Source organism: Autumnicola patrickiae (assembly GCF_031846525.1).
In the GTDB taxonomy this organism is placed as follows: Bacteria; Bacteroidota; Bacteroidia; order Flavobacteriales; family Flavobacteriaceae; genus Autumnicola; species Autumnicola patrickiae.
Genome location: NZ_JAVRHM010000001.1, coordinates 212,625 through 234,294, shown reverse-complemented (window position 1 = coordinate 234,294; position 21,670 = coordinate 212,625). Strand labels below are relative to the sequence as shown.

At 37.1% G+C, this 21,670-nt stretch carries 21 protein-coding genes; 6 read left to right on the top strand and 15 right to left on the bottom strand.

All coding sequences use genetic code 11. The annotated features are described in order from the left end of the window. Positions 1-17 precede the first annotated feature (17 nt). Genes RM549_RS01050 through RM549_RS01030 form a run of 5 tightly spaced genes read left to right on the top strand, consistent with a single transcriptional unit; the run spans position 18 to position 4,901 of the window. Positions 18-314: a hypothetical protein gene (locus tag RM549_RS01050; RefSeq protein ID WP_432264692.1), complete on the top strand. Its 297-nt coding sequence runs from the start codon at positions 18-20 to the stop codon at positions 312-314. Next, positions 315-2,168: a DNA mismatch repair endonuclease MutL gene (gene mutL / locus RM549_RS01045; protein WP_311679810.1), complete on the top strand. Its 1,854-nt coding sequence runs from the start codon at positions 315-317 to the stop codon at positions 2,166-2,168. Next, positions 2,169-2,930: a rhomboid family intramembrane serine protease gene (locus tag RM549_RS01040; protein ID WP_311679808.1), complete on the top strand. Its 762-nt coding sequence runs from the start codon at positions 2,169-2,171 to the stop codon at positions 2,928-2,930. Positions 2,931-2,933: 3 nt separating this feature from the next. Further along, the gene (locus RM549_RS01035) at positions 2,934-3,851 is read left to right on the top strand and encodes a rhomboid family intramembrane serine protease (protein ID WP_311679806.1); all 918 of its coding nucleotides are present in this window, start codon (positions 2,934-2,936) and stop codon (positions 3,849-3,851) included. Continuing rightward, positions 3,852-4,901 (top strand): endonuclease/exonuclease/phosphatase family protein, encoded by a 1,050-nt coding sequence (locus tag RM549_RS01030; RefSeq protein WP_311679804.1) that lies wholly within the window; start codon positions 3,852-3,854, stop codon positions 4,899-4,901. Positions 4,902-5,174: 273 nt separating this feature from the next. Here the strand turns inward: RM549_RS01030 and RM549_RS01025 are convergent, their stop codons facing one another. The 13 genes from RM549_RS01025 to udk all read right to left on the bottom strand — a co-directional run bounded on the left by RM549_RS01025 (position 5,175) and on the right by udk (position 17,893). Then, a complete protein-coding gene (locus RM549_RS01025) occupies positions 5,175-5,816 on the bottom strand; it encodes a WbqC family protein (RefSeq protein ID WP_311679802.1) in 642 nt (213 codons plus the stop codon). 5 nt (positions 5,817-5,821) lie between these two features. Continuing rightward, positions 5,822-7,393 (bottom strand): signal peptidase I, encoded by a 1,572-nt coding sequence (gene lepB, locus RM549_RS01020; protein WP_311679800.1) that lies wholly within the window; start codon positions 7,391-7,393, stop codon positions 5,822-5,824. 53 nt (positions 7,394-7,446) lie between these two features. After that, positions 7,447-8,163, bottom strand: a complete 717-nt coding sequence (gene dapB, locus RM549_RS01015; protein WP_311679798.1) for a 4-hydroxy-tetrahydrodipicolinate reductase — start codon at positions 8,161-8,163, stop codon at positions 7,447-7,449. After that, positions 8,163-8,726 (bottom strand): DUF5683 domain-containing protein, encoded by a 564-nt coding sequence (locus tag RM549_RS01010; protein ID WP_311679796.1) that lies wholly within the window; start codon positions 8,724-8,726, stop codon positions 8,163-8,165. The genes dapB and RM549_RS01010 overlap by 1 nt, the downstream gene beginning before the upstream one ends. A gap of 10 nt (positions 8,727-8,736) precedes the next feature. After that, entirely contained in the window at positions 8,737-9,642 is a 906-nt protein-coding gene (locus tag RM549_RS01005; protein WP_311679794.1) for a ParB/RepB/Spo0J family partition protein, read from the bottom strand. A gap of 3 nt (positions 9,643-9,645) precedes the next feature. Next, positions 9,646-10,410 (bottom strand): ParA family protein, encoded by a 765-nt coding sequence (locus RM549_RS01000; protein WP_311679792.1) that lies wholly within the window; start codon positions 10,408-10,410, stop codon positions 9,646-9,648. Positions 10,411-10,506: 96 nt separating this feature from the next. Continuing rightward, positions 10,507-11,388: an SDR family oxidoreductase gene (locus RM549_RS00995; RefSeq protein ID WP_311679791.1), complete on the bottom strand. Its 882-nt coding sequence runs from the start codon at positions 11,386-11,388 to the stop codon at positions 10,507-10,509. 2 nt (positions 11,389-11,390) lie between these two features. Beyond that, on the bottom strand, positions 11,391-12,458 hold the full coding sequence (locus tag RM549_RS00990; RefSeq protein WP_311679789.1) for a zinc-binding metallopeptidase family protein: 1,068 nt from the start codon (positions 12,456-12,458) through the stop codon (positions 11,391-11,393). Between the two features lie 237 nt (positions 12,459-12,695). Then, positions 12,696-13,358, bottom strand: coding sequence for a class I SAM-dependent methyltransferase (locus tag RM549_RS00985; RefSeq protein ID WP_311679787.1), 663 nt, complete (start codon positions 13,356-13,358; stop codon positions 12,696-12,698). 33 nt (positions 13,359-13,391) lie between these two features. Further along, the gene (gene scpA / locus RM549_RS00980; protein ID WP_311679785.1) at positions 13,392-15,521 is read right to left on the bottom strand and encodes a methylmalonyl-CoA mutase; all 2,130 of its coding nucleotides are present in this window, start codon (positions 15,519-15,521) and stop codon (positions 13,392-13,394) included. Beyond that, on the bottom strand, positions 15,521-16,918 hold the full coding sequence (locus RM549_RS00975) for a methylmalonyl-CoA mutase subunit beta (RefSeq protein WP_311679783.1): 1,398 nt from the start codon (positions 16,916-16,918) through the stop codon (positions 15,521-15,523). The genes scpA and RM549_RS00975 overlap by 1 nt, the downstream gene beginning before the upstream one ends. Positions 16,919-16,951: 33 nt before the next feature. Further along, positions 16,952-17,266 (bottom strand): FtsB family cell division protein, encoded by a 315-nt coding sequence (locus RM549_RS00970; RefSeq protein ID WP_311679781.1) that lies wholly within the window; start codon positions 17,264-17,266, stop codon positions 16,952-16,954. A gap of 18 nt (positions 17,267-17,284) precedes the next feature. Continuing rightward, complete coding sequence (gene udk, locus RM549_RS00965; protein ID WP_311679779.1) at positions 17,285-17,893, bottom strand: uridine kinase; 609 nt, start codon at positions 17,891-17,893, stop codon at positions 17,285-17,287. 194 nt (positions 17,894-18,087) lie between these two features. Here udk and RM549_RS00960 point away from each other — a divergent pair, with 194 nt between their 5' ends. Next, positions 18,088-19,182 (top strand): glycosyltransferase family 4 protein, encoded by a 1,095-nt coding sequence (locus RM549_RS00960; RefSeq protein ID WP_311679777.1) that lies wholly within the window; start codon positions 18,088-18,090, stop codon positions 19,180-19,182. Between the two features lie 120 nt (positions 19,183-19,302). Here the strand turns inward: RM549_RS00960 and RM549_RS00955 are convergent, their stop codons facing one another. After that, entirely contained in the window at positions 19,303-20,277 is a 975-nt protein-coding gene (locus tag RM549_RS00955; protein WP_311679775.1) for a hypothetical protein, read from the bottom strand. After that, positions 20,237-21,667 carry an MBOAT family O-acyltransferase gene (locus tag RM549_RS00950; RefSeq protein ID WP_311679773.1) on the bottom strand — a complete coding sequence of 477 codons (1,431 nt, stop codon included), beginning with the start codon at positions 21,665-21,667 and terminating at the stop codon, positions 20,237-20,239. The genes RM549_RS00955 and RM549_RS00950 overlap by 41 nt, the downstream gene beginning before the upstream one ends. Between the last annotated feature and the right edge of the window lie 3 nt (positions 21,668-21,670).

The window sequence follows — 21,670 nt, the reverse complement described above, 5'->3', positions numbered from 1 at the left end:
ACCATCTAAATTTCCATATTTTGAAAGTCAATTTTTTAAATAGTAAGAAGAACACCCGCTATAACTACACTCCCAGGTATTATAAAGGGAAAGAGACGGGTAATATTTATGATTTTGATTCGAAATTTAATAAGTATAAAGAAGCTACAAATGCTATAGATTTTGGATCCCAATGGTCTGAAGTGCGAAAATCCAGCAGGACCCGGGGCAACAGGGAAATCAATAAAAGAGTGGTTTATATTATCTTGATTCTGGTTTTTATTTTTCTTTGGATAATAGATTTCGATTTGTCGATCTTTTCGAACGCACGTTAAATGGCTGATTTTATTCAACTTTTACCAGATCACGTAGCGAATCAGATTGCCGCGGGAGAAGTGGTTCAACGCCCTGCGTCTGTTATTAAGGAATTACTAGAGAACTCTATTGATGCCGGTGCCGGCCATATTCAGGTTGTTATAAAGGATGCAGGAAAAACACTTATCCAGGTGGTGGATGACGGCAAAGGGATGAGCCTTATTGATGCCAGGATGAGTTTTGAGCGCCACGCAACGTCCAAAATAAAATCTGCGGAAGATTTATTCAGTTTAAAGACAAAAGGCTTTAGAGGAGAGGCATTGGCTTCTATTGCGGCTATTGCACATGTTGAACTGAAAACAAAAACTGAAGAGGAGGAAGTAGGAACCTGCATTAAAATTGAAGGTAGTGCAATAAGCTCTCAGGAACCTTGTGTTAATCCAAAAGGGACTTCTATTTGTGTAAAAAACCTTTTTTATAATATACCAGCGCGAAGAAATTTTTTAAAGTCAGATGCGGTTGAATCCCGGCATATCATCGATGAATTCCAGCGGGTGGCACTGGCACATCCACACATTACTTTTTCCCTTCACCATAACGGAAGTGAATTATTTCAGTTGCCCGACACAAATTACAGACAGCGTATTACCAATATTTTTGGGGGCAAAACAAACGAAAAACTGGTCCCGGTGAATGAAGATACCGAAATTGTAAAAATTTCGGGCTTTGTCGGGAAACCCGAATTTGCCAAGCGCAGCAGGGGAGAACAGTTCTTTTTTGTAAATGATAGGTTTATTAAAAGTCCGTATCTCAATCATGCTGTTGTTGCTGCTTTTGAAGGTTTGCTAAAAGATAAAGCTTATCCAAGTTATTTTCTTTACCTGCAGGTTGATCCAAAAAGTATAGATATAAATATTCATCCCACTAAAACTGAAATAAAGTTTGATGATGAGCATTCCCTCTACGCAATGCTGCGGAGTGCTATAAAACATAGTTTAGGACAATTTAATGTTGCGCCGGTTCTTGATTTTGACCGTGATGCCGAACTTGATACTCCTTATTCCTATAAAAACAGAAATGCAGAAACTCCTAAGGTAGAGGTAGACCGCAATTTTAATCCGTTTCAGGACGAAAGGAATGGCACAAATTATAATCCGGGGAATTCTACATACAAAAAGGATACTAGTCCTTCCTGGGAGAGTCTTTACTCGGGATTAGAGAATGAAACTAATCTAAATACAGGCCTGGATCAGGTGGAATTCGAAAGTGAGGAAGTCACAGGTAATTTATTTGGTACGCAGGAGGAGAAACCTGAAGCGTCAACCTTTCAGCTGCACAAGAAATATATTGTAAGTACGTTAAAGAGCGGTATTTTAGTCATTGACCAAAGCCGTGCTCATAGCAGAATACTTTATGAAGAATTACTGAAAAATATAACGATTTCAGCGGCTGTTAGTCAGCAATTATTATTTCCTTTGAAACTTCAGTTTAGCACACAGGAAATGGAGATGCTTAAAGAGCTTAAAGATTCGTTGGAGCAGACTGGTTTTATATTTTCAGAAATAGAAAAAGATACGGTCGAGATCAGTGGAATACCTACGCTAATTGCTGAAAGCGAGGTGGGAATGCTACTGGAACAACTATTTTCAGATTTTGAAAACGATGTTCCCGATAACGGATTTTCTCAAACCGATTTGTTAGCGAAGTCCATGGCCAAAAGTATGGCGGTGAAATCGGGTACTGCTCTTAATAACAGTGAACAACAACATATTGCAAACCGTTTATTTGCGTGTAAAGAACCAAGTTTAACACCATTCAATAAGTCAATTTTCATCACATTGACGGTAGACGAATTAGAGAAAAAATTTACTTAAATGGGAAGAATTACCGAAACTGTAAAAGTATTGCTGATCATCAATGTCCTTGTTTTCATCGGCAGTCAGCTTCTTGGGAATTACAGTATTCAGCTCTTTGCTCTATGGTTTTTTAAGAATGAGAATTTTGAAGTATGGCAGTTACTTACGCATATGTTTATGCATGGTAGCTTTATGCATATTCTCTTTAATATGTATGCACTTTGGGCTTTTGGAAGTCCAATAGAACAAATGATGGGACAAAAAAAGTTCCTCTTCTTTTATTTTTCTTCAGGATTAGGTGCGATTATTTTACATACTTTGGTGAATTACCTTGCCTATCAAAATGGCTTTAATGAGTTGCTTGATGCCGGTTACAGTGCAGCAGAAATTAATGAATGGCTTAGCACTTCTTTTGACAGTATTATGAGTACACGCCAATACGGTGTGCCAGAAGGGGTGGATCAGGAGTCGATACGTGCAATGGTGGAAGCTTATTCCAGTTCTGCAGTAGGGGCTTCAGGTGCTATTTATGGTATTTTGGTGGCTTTTGGGATGTTGTTTCCCAATGTAGAATTGTTCTTACTTTTTGTTCCGGTGCCTGTTAAAGCAAAATATTTTATTCCGGGATTAATTGCACTGGACCTGTTCTCAGGCTTTACAGGTTATTCTCTTTTTGGCGGATCAATAGCACATTTTGCACACGTTGGAGGTGCTTTATTTGGATTTATAATGATATGGTATTGGAAAAAGAATCAGTTTAATCAAAATCGCTGGGATTAAGAAATGAGATCATCAGATAAGTTCAAATACAAGATCCAGACTGCTACGGTTACAGAAAAACTTATAGCTGTAAATGTGATCGTTTTTTTGCTGTTCTTCCTTTTTAGGACAATAACTTATTTGTTTCAAATACCATCGAATTTTTTAGTGGAATGGTTTGCTTTTCCAAAAGACGCAGGGGAATTTCTCTTTAAACCATGGTCTATAATAACATACTCATTCCTGCATAGCGGGATCTGGCATATCCTTGGGAATATGCTGATTCTATATTTTTCAGGAGTTTATTTTTTAAATTTCTTTTCCCCTAAAAAGCTTCTCAATTACTACTTTCTCGGAATAATTGTTGGTGCTCTTATTTACATGCTGAGCTATAATTTATTTCCGGCTTTTCAGGGTACAGGAAAATCTTACCTTATGGGGGCTTCAGCAGGTGTTATGGCTGTTTTAGTGGGTATAGCGGCACATGTGCCAAATATGCGTGTAAGGCTGCTTATTTTGGGTAGTATAAAATTCTGGTGGATCGCTGCATTTTTAGTGGCACTGGATGTTATCCAGATTCCTATGGGTAATGCAGGCGGTCACCTGGCACACCTTGGAGGAGCTATGCTTGGATACATATATACTGCGCAGTTGCAGAAAGGTAATGATATAGGAAGTTGGTTTGAATCAATTATGGATAGTCTAAGCAGTTTATTTAAACCAAAGGAAAAGAAGGCGAGGATGAAAACCGTTCACAGAACTACTAAAAAATCTACTACAAGATCTTCAGCTTCCGGATCGCGCACAAGATCTGGACATCTTAATAAAGATGAAAAGCAGAAAAAGATTGATACCATTCTTGACAAGATTAGCAAAAGTGGTTATGACAGCCTTAGCAAAGCAGAAAAGGATTTTCTTTTTCAGGCTGGAAAAGATGATTAAATGAAGAATCTAAACTGGTTTGATAAATTTGTTTTTCTTTTAAACTCGCTCTTTGCAGCGGCTTTACTTTTTTCCTACTTATTACCTTATATCCCTCCTCAAAAGTTTGCACTGCTGTCGGTTCTTAGTCTGGGAGTTCCTTTACTCATTATGATCAATGCTGCATTTTTGGTGTATTGGTTAATAAAATTGAAAAAACAGATCTGGCTGCCACTTTTAACCCTGTTGTTGGGTTTTAATCATGTTACCAGCATCTACGAATTTGGCGCTTCAGAAGAGGATAATCCACAGGCTGAAGGCATGGAGATCATCAGTTACAATGTCAAACATTTTAGTCAGTATCTCAGTTCTGCGGAAGAAAGAGAAACCGTTCCAAAAGATATAACATCATTTATTACAAATGAAGATCCCGATATTGTTGCTTTTCAGGAGTACTATAATGGCGAAATAGAAGTAGCAAAACGATTTCCTTATAAGTACATTAAATTAAAAACCGAAAGTGCTGAATTTGGTCTGGCCATCCTGTCAAAATATCCTATTATCAACACCGTTTCGCTGGATTTTTCATCCAGCAGTAATAATAATGGCGTTTATGCAGATATTGTAGTTGAGAATGACACGTTACGGGTGTTCAATATTCATCTCCAATCTTTTAGCGTAAAGCCGGATATAGGTAATATAGAAAAAGAAAGTTCAAAGAGGGTTTTTCTTGGCATGGGTCAAACTTTTGCGATTCAGCAGGAACAGATCGAGCTGGTGCTGGAGGTAATAAAAAACACTCCGTATAAAGTTATAGTTGTAGGGGATTTTAATAATACGGCCTATTCTTACATTTATCGCAGGCTTCGTTCAGAAGGTTTTGGTTTAAATGATGCATATAAAGAAGCAGGTAGCGGATTCGGGAAAACCTTTGACTTTGATTATTTCCCGTTAAGGATTGATTATATCCTGCCAGATGAATCTATAGAAGTCTTATCCTTTAAAACCTACAACGTATCCTATTCAGATCATTTTCCAGTAAAAGCTACACTCTCTTTGTCTTCGGAATAGCTTAATTGTTAACTCTGCTTGTAATTATGAGGCTATTTGGGCCTTCGTTAAACAGAAGATCGATAATTGGCAAATTTGGCAGTAACTATGTTTGGGTTCAAATACCTCCAGTTAACGGCTATTGCTGAAGTTTTCCTTTGATTTTGCGTTTACAAGAAGCCTGTAATTCTGAATATCTTTGGGATTTAAATTTATTCTAAAGTTTTCTCAATAAAAAACTTGAACTGAAGGCTTTTCACTAAAAAGGTACGGTCTATTTATCTTCGGAATAGCTTAATTAACATTCTCTGCTTGTAAATATGCGAGACTGTTTGGCCCTTCGTTAAACAGAAGATCGATAATTGCCAAATTTGGAAGGTAACCGTGTTTGGGTTCAAAAACCTGCGGATAACGGCTATTGCTGAAGTTTTCTTTTGATTTTGCATTCACAAGATGCCTGTAATCCTGAAGATTGCCTGGTTTCAAAATAAATTCTGAAGTTTTCTCAATATCCACCTCTAACTGAAGACTTTCCAGTACAAATTCCAGGCAGGCGTAATTAAAATCCATTAAATACCTGAATTCTTTGTGGTAAAGCGGATATATTTCATCTTCATAAAACTCAAAAAAAGGTGAAGTTTGATAAGAAGCTTTTAAAGCTCTCCAATGCTGTTTCTGCCATTCAAAATCATTTTCTATAAGAACATCTTTGTATTTTTGATGTCTGTTATCTTCAGGGACTAATCCTAATGAAGAAGAATGCCTTATAGGAATATTTAGTAGTAGTTTTCCGTTAGAATCATAAATATACATCCTGTTTCGGTACGTCTGCTTCTGGTAATTGTCCTCGTTTTCAAAAATCACCTTGTCTGCCTGGACCAGTTGCACATACTGGGAGATAGGACCAAAATAAACAGGATGCAAAAGGATGTTCATAGGTTTTAAGAATTTCTTCTTTTCCTGAAGTAGTTAAAGGCGATTAGAACCACAACAATCATAAGCGCATATGGAAGATAAGAAATTGGGGTTCCCTGTCCGCGTACTGTGGTGAAAACACGATCCCATCTAATCTTATTCATAATTCCTGAAGCATTTGAATCCCAGCTAAACCAGATAAATACCGGCTTCCCAACCACGTGGTTTTCCGGAACAAATCCCCAGTACCTGCTGTCTTCACTGTTGTTACGGTTATCTCCCATCATCCAGTAATAATTCTGTTTGAAGGTGTAGGAGTTGATTTCATTTCCGTTTAGGAAGATCCTGTTTCCATTTAATGTTAGAACGTTATCCTCCTCCATCTCCAGCCCTTCATAGGTTTCGATAACTTCTTTATAGAATGGCATGGTCTGCTGATTAATTTCTACGGTAACCCCTTCCTTCGGAATAAAAACCGGCCCCATATTATCAGAATTCCAGTTGAGCTTATTATTGTTTGGGAAAATAGTGGAGAGCTTTGTTCCCGCGGAATCTACATAACGTTCAATAGAAGCTACATTAGGATGGTTCTTCAATCTTTGATAACCTTGTTCAGTAAGAGCTCTTATCACAAAGCTGTTTGTTTCAGGATTATAACTGTAGCCATCGGTAATGTCCAGTTCCTGATACATGTACTGCGGACTAAATCCCTGGCCTTTAGTTTGCCCAAAATAAGTATATTGTACTTTTGCACGACCTGGAAGTTGTAAACGTTCGCCGTTAATATGCACCCTCCCATCAATAATGCTTAATGAATCTCCGGGAATTCCAACAGCACGTTTTACATAATTTGATTTTTTATCTATGGGCTTGTAATAATATTTACCATCGCCCCACTGCTGAAAAGCATTTACGGTATCTACAGGCCAGTTAAAGACCACAATATCGTTTCGTTCTATCTTTTCAAAGCCCGGCAGACGCATATATGGGATTTGCGGATCGTTTAGGTATGACTTTATTCCAAGAACGGGAATAGTATCATGTACCATGGGAAAAGCTACAGTTGTGTTTGGTATCCTGGCTCCGTAATGGAATTTGCTAACAAAAAGGAAATCTCCAACCAGCAAAGTCTTTTCCAGGGAAGAAGTAGGAATAGTGAAAGGCTGCATTACATAAGTATGCACTATAGTTGCGGCAATAACAGCAAAAAGAACAGAGCTTACCCATTCCCCCGTTGCTGTTCTGGGTTTTAAACTTCTATCTTCTATGTAAGAGACATCAGTAGCATAGTTAATATAGTAAATGTAGAAGCCCAAAGTGAGAATTGCCAGCCAGGTATCTGTTGTAGAGTGCCTTCCAAAACTTCTCACTGTTTCCACCCAAATTACAGGGAACATGATAAGGTTTACCACTGGGATAAAGAGCAAAATTACCCACCACCAGGGACGGTTTATGATCTTCATTAAAATTACCGCATTGTAAATAGGAATTGCAGCTTCCCATGCCTGTCTTCCTGCCTTTTTGTAAAGTTTCCAGGTTCCAAAGAAATGGATTACCTGAATTAACAGGAAAAACAGAAACCATTCTGTAAACGTCATAACTTAATTGTTTGCTGTTATAGGTGTACTATTAGACAGAAATGTTACTAAAATTATTCGAAAAGGCTTGAAAGTACATCTTTCATTGTAAATACTCCTTTTTTATCCTTGATCCATTCAGCAGCAATCACGGCGCCAAGTGCGAAACCCTGTCTGGACTTGGCCAAGTGCATGATCTCTATGGTATCAATCCTGGAGTTATAAGAAACCGTATGGGTTCCTGGCACATCTTTGATTCGCTTCGCATAAACAGGTATTTCGTCTTTATCTGCATGATCCAGCTGCCATCCATTTTTCTTTGGGTTTTCAGCAATAATTTGTTGCGCAAGGCTTATTGCTGTACCGCTGGGAGCATCAAGTTTTTCGGTGTGATGAATTTCTTCTATTCCCACTGCATAGTCGTCCAGCCCTTTCATCATCTGGGCGAGCTTTTTGTTAAGTTCAAAAAAAACATTCACTCCAAGACTAAAATTAGAAGCATATAAAAATGCTGCATCTTCTTTTTTACAAAGATCTGTTGCTTTTTCATAATCATCAAGCCAACCGGTGGTACCACAAACCACGGGAACTTTATGTTTAAAAGCTGTGGTAATATTTTTATAGGCAGCTTTTGGTATACTAAAATCTATTGCTGCATCTATTTCTAATTCATTAAAGTTGTAAGCTTCTATGTCTTCCGAAACCCTTAGCACAATTTCGTGCCCTCTGCTCATAGCAATTTCCTCAATTGCTTTTCCCATTTTTCCGTAACCTAATAATGCTATTTTCATTAGAACTCAAAATTTAAAGATAATCCGTAATTTGTTTTTCCTGTAAGGGCATCAAAATCCATTTTTGGTTTAAAAGACAAATCTTCATTCACATTAAATTGTTGAAGGTGGGCATCTACATTTGCATCTATAATATTAAGGATATAGATACCGGCCGTTACTAATATGGAAATTTCTTTATTCCGCTGATAAAATTGTTGTGCATCTACCAGCCTTTCGGTTGAGATTCGACCCGCATACTCGTCAACCCTTCCTGCTAACCTGTCTTTATAAGCATTTCTATAACTATTATATTGTTTGTCGTTGTTGATATAGAAATAAATACCAACCCCTAAACCCGCATAAGCAATTGGAATTTTCCAGTAGCGGCCGTTATATGCCTGTCCCAAACCCGGTAAAATTGCCGAATAAAAAGCAGCCTTGGCAGGAGCCAGCGCATTATAAGGTTCGTAATCTTCTGAATCTGGCAGGGGAGCTTCTGTAAGTCCTCTACGTTGAACAGCGAGCGAATCTTCCTGGGCAAAAGTAATTGCGGAAAATATCAGGAAAAAAACTCCTGTCAAGATGAAATTTTTAATCTTCACCCTGGATAAGCTTTTTAATACGATTAAAATCTTCTTCAGATTGAAAAGGAATAGTAAGTTTTCCGTTTCCTTTTTTAGTGACTTTTACATCTACTTTGGTGCCCAGATATTCTGAAAATTCCTTCAATCCTTTTTTAAACGTAGGTGCGATAGAAGCAGAAGGAGCAAGAGCTTTGCTTTTTACATTTCCACCCTGCATTTCCCTTACCAGCTTTTCGGTATCTCTTACAGATAAGGATTTCTGAAGGATTTTCTCGTAGATATTCAATTGTAATTGCGGGTCGTCCACATTTATTAATGCGCGTCCATGTCCCATCGATAAAAAGCCATCCCGCATTCCAGTCTGGATGATAGGATCCAGCTTAAGTAACCTCAAATAATTAGCAATGGTCGACCTGTTTTTTCCAACCCGTTCACTAAGCTGCTCTTGCGTGAGACTAATTTCATCCATTAATCTTTGATAGGAAAGTGCAATTTCTATAGGATCCAGATCCTGGCGCTGAATATTTTCTACCAATGCCATCTCCAGTGATTCCTGGTCGTTGGCAATTCGAATATAAGCCGGAATGGTTTCCAGTCCAATTAGTTTCGAAGCCCGATACCTGCGCTCACCCGATACAAGCTGATATTTGTCAAATTCCAGCTTCCTTACAGTAATTGGCTGGATCACCCCGAGTTCTTTTATGGAAGATGCAAGTTCCCTTAATGATTCTTCATTAAAACTGGTCCTTGGCTGAAAAGGATTTACCTCTATTGAAGATAATTCCAGTTCCACAATATGGCCTACCAGTTTATCGGCATTTTTATCTTCTGCAGATTGAATATCATTCTGGGGATCTTTTAGCAGAGCTGAAAGTCCGCGTCCAAGAGCTTGTTTCTTCGTCGCCTTCGCCATCTTCTAAGAGTTTTTCTTTATAATTTCATGGGCCAGGCTTAAATAATTACTGGCGCCTTTACTAGCGGCATCATAATTAATAATACTTTCCCCATAACTTGGTGCTTCACTTAAACGCACATTACGCTGGATGATTGTATCAAAAACCATTTCATTAAAATGCTTCTGAACTTCTTCTACCACCTGATTGGATAACCGTAAACGGGAATCGTACATGGTAAGTAAAAGCCCTTCAATATCCAGCTTGTTATTATGGATTTTTTGAACACTTTTTATAGTATTCAGTAATTTACCCAGACCTTCCAGTGCAAAATATTCACATTGAATTGGAATAATAACAGAATCTGAAGCTGTAAGTGCATTAAGGGTAAGTAGGCCCAGGGAAGGAGCACAGTCTATTAAAATATAATCATATTTTTCCTTTAACGGAAGAATCGCCTTTTTAAGCATGTATTCCCTTGATTCCTGATCTACCAGTTCAATTTCTATAGCGACAAGATCGATATGCGCTGGAATGATGTCCAAATTAGGAGAGCCCGTTTCCATAATGGCTTTAGACGCTTCAACAGAATGTTCCAGCAATTGATAAGTGCCAAATTCTACCGCTTCTACATCAATACCAAGTCCCGAAGTGGCATTTGCCTGCGGATCTGCATCAATAAGTAAAACTTTTTTCTCTAAAACCCCCAGCGATGCCGCGAGGTTTACTGAAGTTGTGGTTTTCCCCACACCTCCTTTTTGGTTAGCGATAGCAATGATTTTGCCCATTAATTATATCCGGTTTTTGAAACGTAAAAATACAATTAATTATAGGTATATAAAATCATTTTGTTAACAGCTTATACAGAAACGCAGCAGGAAGAACTAATTCCCTTTTTTAGCTTTTATCATTGCCTCTAGTTGGTCCCACATTTCCTCGGGAATAGCTTCTAGCAAATTAAATTGCCCTGCACCTTTCAACCATTCCCCGCCATCTATAGTAATAACTTCTCCATTTACATATGCTGAAAAATCTGAAACTAAATACGCCGCAAGATTTGCCAATTCCTGGTGCTCTCCTACACGTTTCAGCGGAACTTTTTTAGCGAGATCAAATTTTTCTTTAAGATCTCCCGGAAGTAACCTGTCCCATGCACCTTTGGTAGGGAAAGGACCGGGGGCAATAGCGTTAAACCTGATTCCATATTTAGCCCATTCTACGGCCAAAGAACGGGTCATCGCCAGCACACCAGCCTTTGCAGTAGCACTTGGTACGACATAAGCAGAACCTGTCCAAGCGTAAGTCGTAACAATGTTTAAAACTGTTTTGTTTTCTTCCTTTTTATCGATCCAATGTTTACCAAAGGCAAGTGTGCAATTCTTACTACCTTTCAGAACAATGTCAATAATAGTGTCAAAAGCATTGGCGCTTAACCTTTCGGTAGGAGAAATAAAATTTCCTGCGGCGTTATTCAGTAGTACATCTGCACTTCCAAATTCTTCAACAATTGCATCCCGCATTTGTTCTACTTCATCATAGTTCCTAACGTCACATTGAACTGGAAAGCACTTCCCGCCGGTTTCTTCTTCGAGTTCCTTAGCTGTATTTTTTAGCTTTTCGATGTTTCTGGAAGTAATGGCAACATTAGCTCCCAATTCCAGGAAATATCTGGTCATTGCCTTTCCGAGTCCGCTACCTCCACCGGTAACTACAATCGTCTTTCCGCTTAAAGCGTCGTCTCTAAGCATTTTATTTTGGTAGTTCATGTCTAAAAAGTATTACGTTGGTTTAATAACAGTTTATGTATATAGCCTAATTTACTAATATCTTTATTATTCAGAATAAACGGATAAATATCAGAGAGGCCCATCCCGCGGTTTAAAGAATTTATGGCTATAGTTAAAGATATGTATTCATTTACAATGGCATCAAAATCGGTTTCTTTGTAAGGATTAATTGTTATACCTGAACTTAAAAGTTGCTTGTCTTTAAAAACCTTCGGTTCTGTTTTTACACCAAAATAGTATGCGGTTTCCACGGTGTCCATAATGTGTAAGTAATGAGCCCAGGTTTCTGCCCAATCTTCCCAGGGATGTGAAGAGGCATATTTTGTAATAAAGAATTCCCGCCAATCTTCGGCAGGTCCTTTTTTGTAATACTCCTGCAGGGCTTCGGAATAATTTTTCCTTTCGTCGCCAAAAATCTTCCGAAACTGATTAAGATTTTCCTGATGTGGCAAAATAATAGCTTCCCAATAAAAATGCCCGATTTCATGCCTGAAGTGCCCCAAAAGGGTCCTCATTTTTTCCCCCATCTGCATTCGCGCCTTTTCCCTTTTTAAATCGTCTGCTTCTTCTACATTTAGGGTTATAACGCCGTTTAGATGGCCTGTAAGTATTTTCTGCGGATTTTCACTATTAGTGCCGGATCCTAAAAAGCGGAATTGTAATTTTAGATCCTTCCCTTCTTTTTGTTTAAACTTAAAAGGTAGTTGTAGCTTATTAAGACTGTAGATTAACCTGTGTTTGGCCAATTCTATTAGCCGCCATTCCTCCAGTCTTTTTACGTCTCCAATGTTTGGGATAATGCTGTTTAACTTGCAGGCTTCACAAAATTCAGGATCAGATTTGTCAGGTATTAACCAGTTACATGCACTGTATTGGTGATTTTTGCAATATTTAAAGTCTGTATTGTTTTCAGAAAAAGCTGTTCCCGGGTTTGCGGCTATTATCTTTTCTTCCTCATTCCAATATCCCAATAAACTGTTGCAGTATCCGCAGATGTCGTTATCAAAAAAAACTATGTTGTTACAGTTGTTGCAGGTGAAAGTTTTCATTAAAAAATCATTTAGATAGAAGGAAATCCTGCATCAAATATCTTTAAAATTGTTTGTTTTTGATTGTAAGTATTAGTTAATACTTTGATTTTCAATAATAAAAAATTCTTGTAATTTTTGGAAGTTTCTTAATGTTTGTGATCATCCATTTGGTAAGGTAAATAAATGCCCAATCACCAAAGAATTATTCCAGTTTCAAATAATTTGCTATGAGCATCTGGTTATATACCTTTATGTTTAAGTGTTCTGCTTTTCTAATACGATTGTGTAGCCTGTTCTGGAATATTTTTTATAAAACTTTCTTCTCAAGAAGGTAATTAATTTAAGTAAATATTTAATCAGTTGACTACTTTTATATAGATCCCATTCTGGAAAATTTTCTCTGTATCTATACTCCAGGCGCAGTAGTTTAAATTGATCCGTTATTTCTGTACGAGTTAAATTTTTCTTTTTTGCACCCCCTAAATATTTTTCAATCACCAAAGGGTTATAAGGTTTAATATGTGATAAGTCATCATAAAATCCATCCCAGAAGAGTGGAGTTGAGATTACGATTTTTCCTCCTGGTTTACAACACCTTCCCATTTCTTCTAATGTTTTATATGCATCTTCTGGCTGCAGATGTTCGATAACATGACTTAAATGAATGAGGTCAAAAAAATCTTTTTCAAAAGGAAGAAGGGGTAGTTTTCCGTAAAAAGTATTTTTATGTTTTTCTTTAAGGAGAGCAACACTTTCAGGGTTACCATCATATAGGTATATATCTTTTTTTTGACAATAATCGGCAAAATCACCTTCTCCCGCACCGATATCTAGAACTTTATCTCCGGGCTGAATCAACTCTCTTGCGATTTCAAAAAAAGGCTCTCTACTAAAAGTGACAAATTCCGTTTTTATCATTGATGCTTTATTTGAGAAACACTATTAGGAAAATTATTCCGTCTCAATTAATATCTCCAATAACTGTATCGCAGCCTCGCTTATTTTTGTTCCGGGACCGAAAACAGCTACCGCACCGGCGTCGAATAAAAACTGATAATCCTGTGAGGGTATTACACCTCCTACAATTACCATAATATCCTCCCGTCCATGCTTCTTTAACTCCTCTATTACCTGCGGAACAAGGGTTTTGTGTCCGGCAGCGAGTGAAGAAACTCCTAATATATGCACGTCATTTTCTATAGCCTGTTTTGCGGCTTCTTTTGGCGTTTGAAACAATGGTCCAATATCTACATCAAAACCAAGATCAGCATATCCTGTGGCAACCACTTTGGCACCGCGGTCGTGCCCATCCTGACCCATTTTCGCTACCATTATCCGTGGTCTGCGGCCATCCTGTTCTGCGAATTTATCGGCTAGTTCGCGGGCTTTCTTAAAGGAGGAATTATCTTTCATTTCTTTTGAATAAACACCACTAAAGGACTGTATTTTCGCTTTATACCTTCCGTAGACTTCTTCCAGCGCATCACTTATTTCACCAAGAGTAGCGCGATGCCTGGCAGCTTCTATAGCCAATGCCAATAAATTGCCATTTTCGTGCTTTGCTGCAGAAGATAAATCGGCTAAAGCTTTTTTTACTTTTTCAGAATTTCTTTCCTCTTTCGTTTTTTCCAACCGGGCAAGTTGTTGTTTTCTCACCGTCTGGTTGTCTACTTCCAAAGTGACAAGCGGATCTTCTTTTTCTAGTCTATATTTATTATTTCCGACAATTATGTCTGTTCCGCTATCAATACGAGCCTGTTTTTTCGCTGCAGCTTCTTCGATCCTCATTTTCGGAATTCCTGCCTCTATGGCTTTGGTCATTCCACCTAAATTCTCAACTTCCTGAATTAAGTCCCAGGCTCTGTGCGCAATTTCATCTGTAAGGCTTTCAACATAATAACTTCCTGCCCATGGATCTACCGTTTTGGTTATTTTAGTTTCCTGTTGCAGGAAAAGCTGTGTATTTCGCGCGATTCTTGCTGAAAAATCGGTTGGCAATGCAATGGCTTCATCTAAAGCATTGGTGTGCAGACTCTGAGTTCCGCCAAAAGCGGCTGCGGCAGCTTCGATACAGGTTCTGGCGACGTTATTAAATGGATCCTGCTCTGTTAAACTCCAGCCGCTGGTTTGGGAATGGGTTCTTAAAGCAAGGGATTTTGGATTTTTAGGATTAAACTGTTTTACCAGTTTTGCCCAAAGCATACGCGCTGCCCTCATTTTGGCAATCTCCATGAAATGGTTCATCCCTATAGCCCAAAAGAACGAGAGACGCGGAGCAAAACTGTCGATATCCATACCGGCGCCAAGGCCTTTGCGGATATATTCTAGCCCATCGGCTAAGGTATAGGCCAGCTCAATATCACAGGTAGCCCCGGCTTCCTGCATATGATAACCGGAAATACTGATGCTGTTGAATTTCGGCATATTTTGAGAAGAATATTCAAAAATATCAGAAATAATCTTCATCGATGGAGTGGGAGGGTAGATGTAAGTATTCCGCACCATAAACTCCTTCAAAATATCATTCTGAATAGTTCCCGACAGCTCTTCAGGTTTTACACCCTGTTCTTCAGCAGCAACGATATAAAAGGCCATTATAGGGAGCACGGCTCCGTTCATTGTCATGGAAACGGACATCTTATTCAGCGGAATCTGGTCAAAGAGGATTTTCATATCTTCAACAGAGTCGATGGCTACCCCGGCTTTGCCTACATCTCCAACCACTCGTTCGTGGTCGCTATCGTAACCGCGGTGGGTGGGAAGGTCAAATGCAACGGAAAGGCCTTTTTGCCCGGCTGCCAGGTTTCTTCTGTAAAATGCATTACTTTCTTCCGCAGTAGAAAATCCCGCGTATTGCCTGATGGTCCAGGGCCTGCTAACATACATCGTGCTGTATGGGCCACGCAGGTACGGAGGAATACCAGCAGAAAAATTAAGGTGTTCCAGATTCTGAATATCTTCTTCGGAATAAGAAGGTTTCAGTTTAATTTCTTCTGGAGTCTCGAATTCTTCAGATTTCTGAAGTTGAGGTTTCAGTTCAGGTTCTGTTAATGTTATATGTTGAAGATTTTTTCTTGGCATTACTTTTCGGCTTTTTCCTGTTCCAGTTTCTCCTGTTCCATCTTCTCGCTTAAACGCTTTTCCAGGATAGGCGGAATTAGCGTTTTTCGGGGATTCTTTTTCAGAAATGGATACAATTCCAGATCGTCCTTCATTTTATCTTCAGGATTTTCAAAAGTATTGGTACCAATAAGTACAATTTTTCCATTGTCGAATTGCTCCTGCTCGGCGGAAGCACTTTCGTTAATTTTCCGCTGAATAATTCCTTCCTTTAATTGCTTCAAAAAGCCTCCGTTTTTTTCAATTTTTTTGAAAATATCCAGTGCCATTTCAGCAAATTGTCGCGTGAGGCTCTCGATATAGTACGTTCCTTCTGCGGCATTGGAAACTTTGTCCAGATATGCTTCATTTTTCATTACCAATAACTGGTTACGGGCTACCCTGTCTCCAAATTCATTGTTTTTGTGGAAAATAGCATCATAGGGCAAATTGTAGACCGTATCTGCACCGCCTAAAATGGCACTCAAACTTTCGGTCGTAGTCCGGAGCATGTTTACATTATAGTCGTACAAGGTTTTATTCCTTTTTGAAGGCAGGGCCAGAATATGGCAATTATCGGCAATGTTATACTCTTTGGCCAATGTAGCAAACAGCCAGCGTAAAGCTTTAATTTTTGCGATTTCAAAGAAGTAATTTGAACCGGAAGCGACTATAAATTGGAGCTGCAAACCTTCTTTTGAATGCTGAGAATTGCCATTTTCGGCATTCAGATTTAAATATTCATTGGCATGTGCCAGAGTATAAGCCAATTGCTGGGGAATAGTAGCCCCGGCATTTTGATATAACGTACTATCGACAGAAATCACCGATTTAAAGGCACCCGAAATTTCAACAATATCGGCTATTATTTCGTGGTCCTGCTTTAGATTATAAAACCAGTTTCCTGTCCTGGCAAGATTTCCGATAATATCGGTTTGCAGAAAAACGGAGCTTTCTTTACCCTCGATAAACTTCAGAATTTTCCTGATATAACTGCCAGAGAGAAATTCGGTACTTATATATACCGGTAAATTCTTCAGGTCAATTCCGTGGAAAAGGGAAGCAATGTCTGTTTCTTCATCTGGTATTACAAACCACAGACTTTCTGCGCCTTTTTCAATGGCATTTTTAGCTATGGAATTGGAGATTTTTTCTGATGCCACATAAATTCTCTCACAAACATTCCAGTTTTTGGGAGAAGGAGTTTTTATGCTTTGAGATACATCATCTTGATGGTAAAAAGGTTTAATGTTGATTCCGTCCAGGCTTCTGTAAATCAGTTTCTCATTATAATCTGCCCCTTTTAAATCATATTGAATTTTCTGTTTCCACTGTTGAGCAGAAACTTCATCAAATTTCTGAAATAACTTATCCTTCATCGGTATTATTTTAAACAGCCAGATACGACTATTCTATTCTATCGAATCGTATTCGATGATGTAAATATCTTCATCTGCACGTTTCATGTAGTATTTTTGACGTGCGAATTGTTCCAGTTGAACGGAATCCTGCAACTGCTGTATAATGGTCTTATCGTGCGCAATCTGGTTCTGATAATATTCCTTATTTTCCTTTAGTTCGTTCACTTCCTGGTTAAGCTCATTATGAACAAACCAGGAATTACTATCTAAAAAGAACATCCAGCCAGCAAATATGAGGCTTAACAGAACATATCTATTGCTTAGAAATCTGATCCAGGGTTTTTTACGTAAATCTTTCCACTTCATTGCCCTAAATATACAAAATTAGCTTAAGCGATCCTTGATGATTGTTTGTACAATATCAACAGCTACTGTGTTATATCGGTTGGTGGGGATTATAATATCTGCAAATTCTTTTGTAGGTTCTATGAACTGCTGGTGCATAGGTTTAAGCGTGGTTTGATATCGCCAAAGTACCTCGTCCAGATCCCGGCCACGTTCATTGATATCTCGTTTTAACCTCCTGATTAGGCGTTCATCACTATCGGCGTGTACATATATTTTAATGTCAAAAAGTTCCCGGATATCAGGATGAGTTAGGATTAAAATTCCTTCTACGATCAGCACTTTCCTGGGATGGATGGTGCGTGTTTCTCCTGTACGATTATGCTCTGTGAAAGAGTAGAGAGGTTCTTCTATAGATTTGCCTGCCTTTAATTCTTTAAGATGGTTAACCAACAGATCAAAATCAATAGATTTTGGGTGGTCAAAATTTATCTTTACCCTATCTTCATAGCTCAAATGGGAGGTGTCCTGATAATATGAGTCTTGCGAAATTATATCGACTTCATCATTTTTAAGTTCTTCTACAATTTGATTTACTACCGTAGTCTTTCCACTGCCGGTTCCTCCTGCAATTCCAATAATGAGCATAAACTTTTTTGAGGCAAATTTAGTTATTCCTTTTTAAAAATAACTTTGGTGGGACGATTATAAATAATATTGCCTGTAGCTTCCTGAAAGTTTATATTTGAATCTTACAATTGCTTTAATGTTTTCCCTAATAAATTATGAGGATATTATTTTACGCCCATTCATCTACCTTATATGGTGCGAACCGATCTTTAATGGAATTAATTTTAGGTATAAGAGAATGTGATCGTGGAGTTGATATAATGCTAATTTTACCAGGAAATGGAATTATTGAACAGGAATTAAATAAAAGCAATATTTCTTATAAAGTTATTAAACATTATAATTGGTTTTACAATAAAACGTTTGGAGATAGATGGAAAAAGAGATCGAAGGCTTTATTTCAACTCTGGTTTCTGAGAAATAAATGGGTTAAATTATTTCGCAATGAATTAGTTATTAAAAAGCATCTAAAATATGCCAAAGAATTCTCTCCTGATATAATCTACGTAAATTCTTCTTTGAATCCAACGGGGCTTATGGTGGCAAATAGACTTAACATCAAAAGTGTTTGGCATCATAGAGAAACTTTGAATGATGATGTAAATGGTTTTTATCTTGAGGATAAAAGTAGGTTTCAAAAATTCTATTATTCTACTGATTTACATTTTTTTCCATCTCAGTTTCTTTCAAAAAATTATATGGATAAATTCGGGAAAGTGAAATCGAAGATTGTTTATAACAGCATTTTACTAGACGATGTGAATTTTTCTGAAAACCCGCTTCATAAGCCTCTAAGTTTTGGGATTGTTGGAAGAATAAACGAACAGAAAAGTCAGAAAGCAATAATTGAATTATTTAAAACTCCTGAAGTTCAAGAGCTTAATTTAAAATTACATATTATTGGACATGGAGATGAAGAATTTCAAGAATGGCTGCGGAAGAAGAATATATCCAATATATTTTTTCACGATTTTTTGGATAGAAGAGAGATCTATAGAAAGTTTAATTTTCTTATTTGCAATGCGCGCTATGAAGCATTTGGAAGGACTGTAGCGGAGGCTAATTGTGTAGGGATACCAGTGATAGTGCGTTCTTCGGGAGCGCTTCCGGAATTGGTAAAGGAAGGATATAACGGATATACTTACAGAAATATGAATGAATTAAAATCTGTTATAAAAAAAATGGCCATTATAGAATACGAAGATTACCACGAAATGTCCAGGAATAGTGTTCGCTATTCCTTTAAAAATTACAATTACTTATCTATAGCAGGGGAGGTGCTGAGAGAGCTAGAAATTATAAAGTAATAGAAAGATTTAAATAGAAGGCATGGAGGATTTGTGAAAATCTCTAATAAAAACATCAAATTGATAAACTGATTTTAATTTTATATTTAAGAAGCGACGCCGTTTTCAATTAATTTCTTTCTAGAAGTCGTAATTATTAAAAATAAATTCGTTAAGACGTATAGTGGCTTTTTTCGCTCCTTTAGGATTTAGATGATTAGCATTATAATAGTAATTAGCCGTAAAACTTTTATTTTCCTCTTCATTAAAAAATTTTATAAAAGGAAAATTCTTGCCAAACTTTTTGACTAGAGAATCTCTTTCCCTTATCATTGCCTTATCTCGTAGTTCATTGTATAAGAAGTGAGTTGGAGAACTATATAGAAGAACTTCAATATTATTATTCCGGCAATAACTAAAAAATTCGGAAAGTAACTTGCTATTTTCCTTAAGAGCCTGTTTGTTTTTGAAATTTTCTATAACAATGTCTTTTTTGTCTATAAGTGTTGTATCGTAGTCAGCGGATTGATAAGATCCATATATTTTATTAATATCAAATCCATATTTATTTAATTGTATAGGAGACTCATTTTTATAATGATCCAGAAGTCTTCTACTAAAGAAATCTGGATTTGTGTGGAATAATAGGTAATCTTGAGGTTTTATTTTTCTTCCAAATGTATTTACGCCATAAATAATAAGATTGTAATGATGAATTTCTTGTCTAGTAAAGTTTTGAAGACTATGAACTGAATTAAAAGGTAATCCTAATATCACCAGTTCTAAATTAGGAAGTTTAGGTTCAAAAGCTTTTAATAATTGTAAATTTTCATAGATTCCCTGACTTGAATTACCAAGGTTTATAGCGGTTTTATCTAAATACTCTGGATTTATAGATCGTTGGGTTTGACTAGCACCTAAAACCAGGATTTTGATATCCTTTCGATTTTCTACAAGGTATTCGTTCTTTACTTTTGGTTCAGAAGGAAGGTCTCGAAGTTTTAATTCAAGGCCAATATAAAGAAACAATACTGGTAAAAAGAAAAGGCATACATGGTATAAGAACCCTTGTAACTTAAAATTGGAAATAAATGAATGATTCTTGTGGTCCTCCATAACGGATGATTAAAAAGATAAATAAATAATAAATACACCATCTTATTGGTTTCGAAAAGTGTTGTTCGAGTTTAAAAAATGGATAATCTTTTTTTAGTGTTAATATTTCTAAGAGTAGGAGAAAAGGAATAAATAATACCTTCAAACCTATTAATGATTCAAAATTTTCATCGGGAATAAATAAAAATATTTTTTTTAAGATCAAGAAGCTGTTTTGAATACTTTCGCCCCTGAAAAAGGCACTTGAAATAATTAAGAAAAAGAAGCAGATAGCTATAAAAGTGCCATTTGTGAGGTAGTAAGTAAAGGATGATGTGAAATTAATTCTTGTGGGGATAGAAATGTACCGATAAATAATCATTAGAATTGCATGGAAAAGACCAAAGAAAATAAAGGTCCAGGCGGCGCCATGCCATAGTCCTATTAAAATAAAAGTGAGGAAAGTTGCTATTATAAAATTTTTTTCTGTCCGGCTTTTATTTTTTAAGTAGGGTATGAATACATAATCTCTAAACCATACACTAACAGTAATGTTCCATCTTCTCCAAAATTCCGGAATACTTCTGGAGAAATGTGGTAACCTGAAGTTTACACTTAGCTTAAAACCTAATAATTTTGCACTACCTATCGCTATATCAGCATAACCAGAAAAATCGCAATAGATTTGAAAGTAAAAAAGAATTAAAGCATAAAATAGTTCGAGACTCTGATAATCATTGGGATCACTATATATTAAATTGACTGCAATGGCTAAATTATCTGCCACCACTATTTTTTTAAAAAGTCCCCATAGTATCTGTCTCAGGCCTTCTTTAGCCATATTAATTTCAAAATTCCGCTTTTTTAGGAACTGAGGTAGCAGGGAAGATGCACGCTCTATGGGACCTGCCACAAGCTGTGGAAAGAAACTCACGAAACAAAGAAATTCTACAAATTCAGAAGTTGGTTTTATCCTCTCCCGATATATGTCTATAGAATAACTTAAAGTTTGAAAGGTGTAAAAGCTTAGACCTACAGGTAGAATAATATTTAAAAAAGAAAACGAACTGCTGGAATAATCCAATTGGAATAACGTGTAGAAATTCTCGGTAAAAAAATTGAAATATTTAAAGGAAAATAATATTCCCAGATTCCAGAATAAGCTAAAGTAGAGAAGTTGCTTTCTTGATGTTTGGGATGAGGTGTTGTAAATCTTCAGCCCAATAATGTAATCAACGAGAGAACTTAAAAAGATAAGAAATAAGAATCGCCAGTCCCATAAACCATAAAAGAAGTAGCTGGAGAAAAGAATTAGATAATTCTGATATTTTATATTTTTACCTCCAAAGATCCAGTACAGCAGGAAAACAGTAGGAAAAAATAGGGCAAATTCAAACGAATTAAATAACACGCT

Coding starts and splice junctions, on each gene's coding strand:
- RM549_RS00995 (WP_311679791.1), bottom strand. CDS start 11,388: ATGAACTACCAAAATAAAATGCTTAGAGACGACGCTTTAAGCGGAAAG.
- RM549_RS01035 (WP_311679806.1), top strand. CDS start 2,934: ATGAGATCATCAGATAAGTTCAAATACAAGATCCAGACTGCTACGGTT.
- RM549_RS01000 (WP_311679792.1), bottom strand. CDS start 10,410: ATGGGCAAAATCATTGCTATCGCTAACCAAAAAGGAGGTGTGGGGAAA.
- RM549_RS01040 (WP_311679808.1), top strand. CDS start 2,169: ATGGGAAGAATTACCGAAACTGTAAAAGTATTGCTGATCATCAATGTC.
- scpA (WP_311679785.1), bottom strand. CDS start 15,521: ATGCCAAGAAAAAATCTTCAACATATAACATTAACAGAACCTGAACTG.
- RM549_RS01025 (WP_311679802.1), bottom strand. CDS start 5,816: ATGAACATCCTTTTGCATCCTGTTTATTTTGGTCCTATCTCCCAGTAT.
- RM549_RS00970 (WP_311679781.1), bottom strand. CDS start 17,266: ATGAAGTGGAAAGATTTACGTAAAAAACCCTGGATCAGATTTCTAAGC.
- RM549_RS00975 (WP_311679783.1), bottom strand. CDS start 16,918: ATGAAGGATAAGTTATTTCAGAAATTTGATGAAGTTTCTGCTCAACAG.
- udk (WP_311679779.1), bottom strand. CDS start 17,893: ATGCTCATTATTGGAATTGCAGGAGGAACCGGCAGTGGAAAGACTACG.
- dapB (WP_311679798.1), bottom strand. CDS start 8,163: ATGAAAATAGCATTATTAGGTTACGGAAAAATGGGAAAAGCAATTGAG.
- RM549_RS00985 (WP_311679787.1), bottom strand. CDS start 13,358: ATGATAAAAACGGAATTTGTCACTTTTAGTAGAGAGCCTTTTTTTGAA.
- RM549_RS00955 (WP_311679775.1), bottom strand. CDS start 20,277: ATGGAGGACCACAAGAATCATTCATTTATTTCCAATTTTAAGTTACAA.
- RM549_RS01005 (WP_311679794.1), bottom strand. CDS start 9,642: ATGGCGAAGGCGACGAAGAAACAAGCTCTTGGACGCGGACTTTCAGCT.
- lepB (WP_311679800.1), bottom strand. CDS start 7,393: ATGACGTTTACAGAATGGTTTCTGTTTTTCCTGTTAATTCAGGTAATC.
- RM549_RS01030 (WP_311679804.1), top strand. CDS start 3,852: ATGAAGAATCTAAACTGGTTTGATAAATTTGTTTTTCTTTTAAACTCG.
- mutL (WP_311679810.1), top strand. CDS start 315: ATGGCTGATTTTATTCAACTTTTACCAGATCACGTAGCGAATCAGATT.
- RM549_RS00960 (WP_311679777.1), top strand. CDS start 18,088: ATGGAATTAATTTTAGGTATAAGAGAATGTGATCGTGGAGTTGATATA.
- RM549_RS00990 (WP_311679789.1), bottom strand. CDS start 12,458: ATGAAAACTTTCACCTGCAACAACTGTAACAACATAGTTTTTTTTGAT.